General features: G+C 51.2%; 3 protein-coding genes and 2 pseudogenes. 3 read left to right on the forward strand and 2 right to left on the reverse strand.

The window, feature by feature from the left end:
* A pseudogene (locus WG8_RS28985) lies at nucleotides 1-160 on the reverse strand (gfo/Idh/MocA family oxidoreductase); the annotation flags it as partial.
* A 52-nt stretch (nucleotides 161-212) separates the two neighbouring features.
* Entirely contained in the window at nucleotides 213-1262 is a 1050-nt protein-coding gene (locus WG8_RS21640) for a LacI family DNA-binding transcriptional regulator (RefSeq protein ID WP_007432402.1), read from the reverse strand.
* A 180-nt stretch (nucleotides 1263-1442) separates the two neighbouring features.
* Between WG8_RS21640 and WG8_RS21645 the strand changes: the two are divergent.
* The 3 genes and pseudogenes from WG8_RS21645 to WG8_RS28990 form a co-directional block, all read left to right on the forward strand.
* Nucleotides 1443-1811: pseudogene (locus WG8_RS21645) on the forward strand (helix-turn-helix domain-containing protein); the annotation flags it as partial.
* A 150-nt stretch (nucleotides 1812-1961) separates the two neighbouring features.
* On the forward strand, nucleotides 1962-2948 hold the full coding sequence (locus WG8_RS21650) for a LacI family DNA-binding transcriptional regulator (protein WP_007432404.1): 987 nt from the start codon (nucleotides 1962-1964) through the stop codon (nucleotides 2946-2948).
* An 85-nt stretch (nucleotides 2949-3033) separates the two neighbouring features.
* Nucleotides 3034-3540 (forward strand): glycoside hydrolase family 36 N-terminal domain-containing protein (locus tag WG8_RS28990; RefSeq protein ID WP_007432405.1); only part of this gene is annotated, 507 nt, incomplete at its 3' end.

Here is a 3540-nt window from a genome sequence, read left to right on the forward strand (position 1 = left end):
CAGCCGCCTGAACCCCCTGTTCGTTGCGTCCACAGATAACGGACATCTCCGGCTGCAGCGGGGCATTTGGGAAGAACATGGGTAGACTACGGTAAGCGTTGCTGTGAGCCTTGCCCATAAATTTGTAGCCAACCATTCCGATACGAAGACGATTAGACATGTCGTTATCCTCCTTATGGGTCTGAGTTCCAACGGATTTTTGACGAATGGGGCTATTGCCGAATGGATGACTCCCTGATAATCAGCTTCGTGGACAGAAGCTGCCTTATCGAGGTGCACCCGGTCAATTCCAGGGCTGGAATAAGGTCCGGAGAATCCGGTATTAGCTTCGAGGCCGCAAGCTCCCCCATCTCATACAAAGGAACTCGGACACTGCTCAGTGGCGGAACGGCCATCTCGGCCGCATCCGAATCGTCATAGCCCACAAACGCCGGGAATCGGTCAACTTCCACTCCGCGCTCGCGCAGACCCTGCATCACCCCGATGGCCATCCGGTCGTTCGCTGCAAATATGGCATCAATATCATTCAGCCTGTCTGCGATTGTAGCCGATGCTTCGAGCCCGCTTCGACGGCTGTAATTGCCCTCCAGAAGCAGCTCATGATCATATTCAATACCAGCCTCCTGAAGCGCGGTGCGGTACCCCTTCAACCGCTCAGTACTGTTGGAATAGATATCCGGTCCGTTGAGAAAGGCAATCCGCCTGCATCCTTGCTCAATGAGGTGACTTACAGCCACCCGGCTTCCCTCCACATGGTCTGCATCCACTTCACAGAACGACTGTCCTTTAAAATGGTGATTCATGACGCAGAACAGACGTCCTTCTTCCTGAATTCTCTTCAGCGCTTCCAGCTCATCGTGGTCATCCCTGGCTCCAAGGATGATACAAGCATCGATCTTTTGCTGGCGGAAAAGACCGCTGTAATCCATCTCTTCCCCCGGCTTCCGGAACAATAGCAGCAGATCGAGCCCGCTGTCCCTGGCCTTGCTTCCGATGCCGCTCAGCATCTCGGAGAAAAAATAGGCTGAGAACAGATGCGCCTTCGGTACATAAGGCATAACCACGCCAAGATGACCGCTCTTGCTTCGGGCAAAGTTGCGGGCCAGCGCACTGGGAACATATCCAAGCTGGTTGGCGGCGTCCAGGACCCTTCTCCGCGTATCTTCCTTGATGGGACCAGCCGCGTTCAATACCCGCGACACCGTCGCTTCAGACACGCCGGCGAGTTCTGCTACTTCCTTGCGCGAAACGATATTGCCCACCTCCACTTATTTTATGTACGCGCGTACATTTTCTCATGCAACCATACCTCTGTCAATCCCAAAAAGCGTGCCCTATAGATGGATAAGCTCTTTCCTCTACAGAAAGAACATGTGTTACCAGTCTAGATGGAACCGACCGGGCTTCTAAGAAAATATGGTTATGAATTCGTGTAAACAGTTACACTCGGACAGATTGCTATGGAGGGCAGCAATACGTACCGAATTAGAGAAGCCATTGAACAAATTATTCATCATTATGATAAGCCTCTGCGGGTCGAGGAGCTTGCTGAAGTAGCCAGTATGAGCGTTTCATCATTTCATCGGAACTTTAAAGAGGTAACGGCTATGAGCCCACTTCAATTTCAAAAGCAGCTGCGCCTGCAGGAGGCCCGCCGTCTTTTATTATCCGAGTCGGCAGATGCCGCTGATGTCGCATTCCGGATCGGCTATGAAAGCGCGTCTCAATTCAGCCGTGAATATTCCCGTATGTTCGGTTCTCCTCCAAGAGCGGACATCAAGCGTTTGAAGGAAAATTTTCATATCGAATAGCTGCTTTTCGCTACAAATAAAAAGCAATTGAATCAGCGGAGTTTTTCACTTTCATACTCCGGATTCAACTGCTATCTTGAAAAGATCATTCGGATGTGCTAGGATGAAATCGAATTTTAGTAAAATTATTAACTAAAAGGTGTGAGTCCTTTGGCAACCATTAAAGACATTGCCCGCGAAGCGGGTGTGTCTGCCGCAACCGTTTCACGGGTCTTAAATAACGATCTGTCTTTGTCCGTGAGTCCGGATACCAAGAGCCGAATTTTTTCGATTGCTGAACAGCTTGAATACAAACCTTCCCGGTTGAGGCAATTAAAGCAAAACACAGAGCGTGCCGGGAAAACGGTCGCGCTCCTGCTCTGGTGCTCCATTGAAGAGGAACGGGATGATCCGTATTACGCTTCGATTCGCCGTGGAATCGAGTTGCGCTGTGAGGAGCTTGGTCTGACGCTGGGACAGACTCTGCGAGGCCGCTCTTCCATCGCCACCTTGCAGAAGACGGATGGTCTGATTGTTGTGGGCGGCGTTGACCCTGAAGAGGTGATCAAGCTGCATCCTGACCAGGATACCATCGTACTGGTCGACCAGTACGATGAACAGCTGGAGTACGATTCCGTACGCCTCCATTTCCGGCAAGCTGTTGATCAGGCACTCGGACATCTGATTGAGCTGGGCCACCAGCAAATCGGGTTTATCGGCGGCAAGAGCGACGGAGAGCGACGGGCGCATTATTTTGAACGGTTCATGCGGGAACGGGGATTGTACAATCCTCAATATGTCCGTGTAGGCGCCTGGAGTACCGCAGATGGATATCGGATGATGAACGAGCTCCTTGCCGGACAAGAAAGACCGACGGCCTGCTTCGCTGCAAGCGACCCGCTCGCCATCGGTGCCCTTCGCGCCCTTCATGGACATGGAGTCAAGGTACCGGAGGATATGGCTATCGTCGGCTTTGACGACATTGAGATGGCTGCTTTTGTACAGCCTCCGTTAACCACTGTGCGCGCCTATCCCGAACAAATGGGAAAGGCTGCCGTTCAACTGCTCTCTGAACGGTTTGGGGGACGTGAAGCGCCTGCCCACAGCGTGATTGGGACCAAGCTTGTCATACGGGAGAGCTCATCCGCAAACAGCTAAAATCGGTTTTTGAAAGTCTTCTTGGCATGGATAAGTATCCTGTCGTAAAACAATCGATATGATGAACCCCTAAGGAGTGAATATCATGAACATTCATGTAAATGAGGCGCTTGGCTTGTTCCATCTGCAGTCCAAAGATTGCAGCTATATTATCCAGCTTGTAGAAGGGTATCCCGCACATGTCTATTGGGGGGCCCGACTTCATCATGATAAAAGCCTGGCAAATATACTGGAGCTCAGGGAGCGCTGCTCCTTCTCTCCTAATCCTGTGCCGTCCAACCGCACGATTTCCCTGGACACGCTTCCACAGGAATATCCTCAGTATGGAACAAGTGACTTTCGTCAGCCCGCTTACCAGGTTGCACTTGCAGACGGAAGCCGGATTACGGAGCTAAAATATAGCGGCTACCGCATTGTACCGGGGAAACCAAAGCTCGAAGGGCTTCCTGCCGTCTATACCGAATCGGATGATGAAGCTTCAACTCTCTTTCTTATCCTTGAGGACCAATTCTCGGGACTTAAAACTACACTGCTCTATACCGTATTTGCTAATCACAGCGCTATTGCCCGGTCTACTCTTTTTGAGCATAAA

This window comes from Paenibacillus sp. Aloe-11 (assembly GCF_000245715.1).
GTDB classification, from domain to species: Bacteria; Bacillota; Bacilli; order Paenibacillales; family Paenibacillaceae; genus Paenibacillus; species Paenibacillus kribbensis.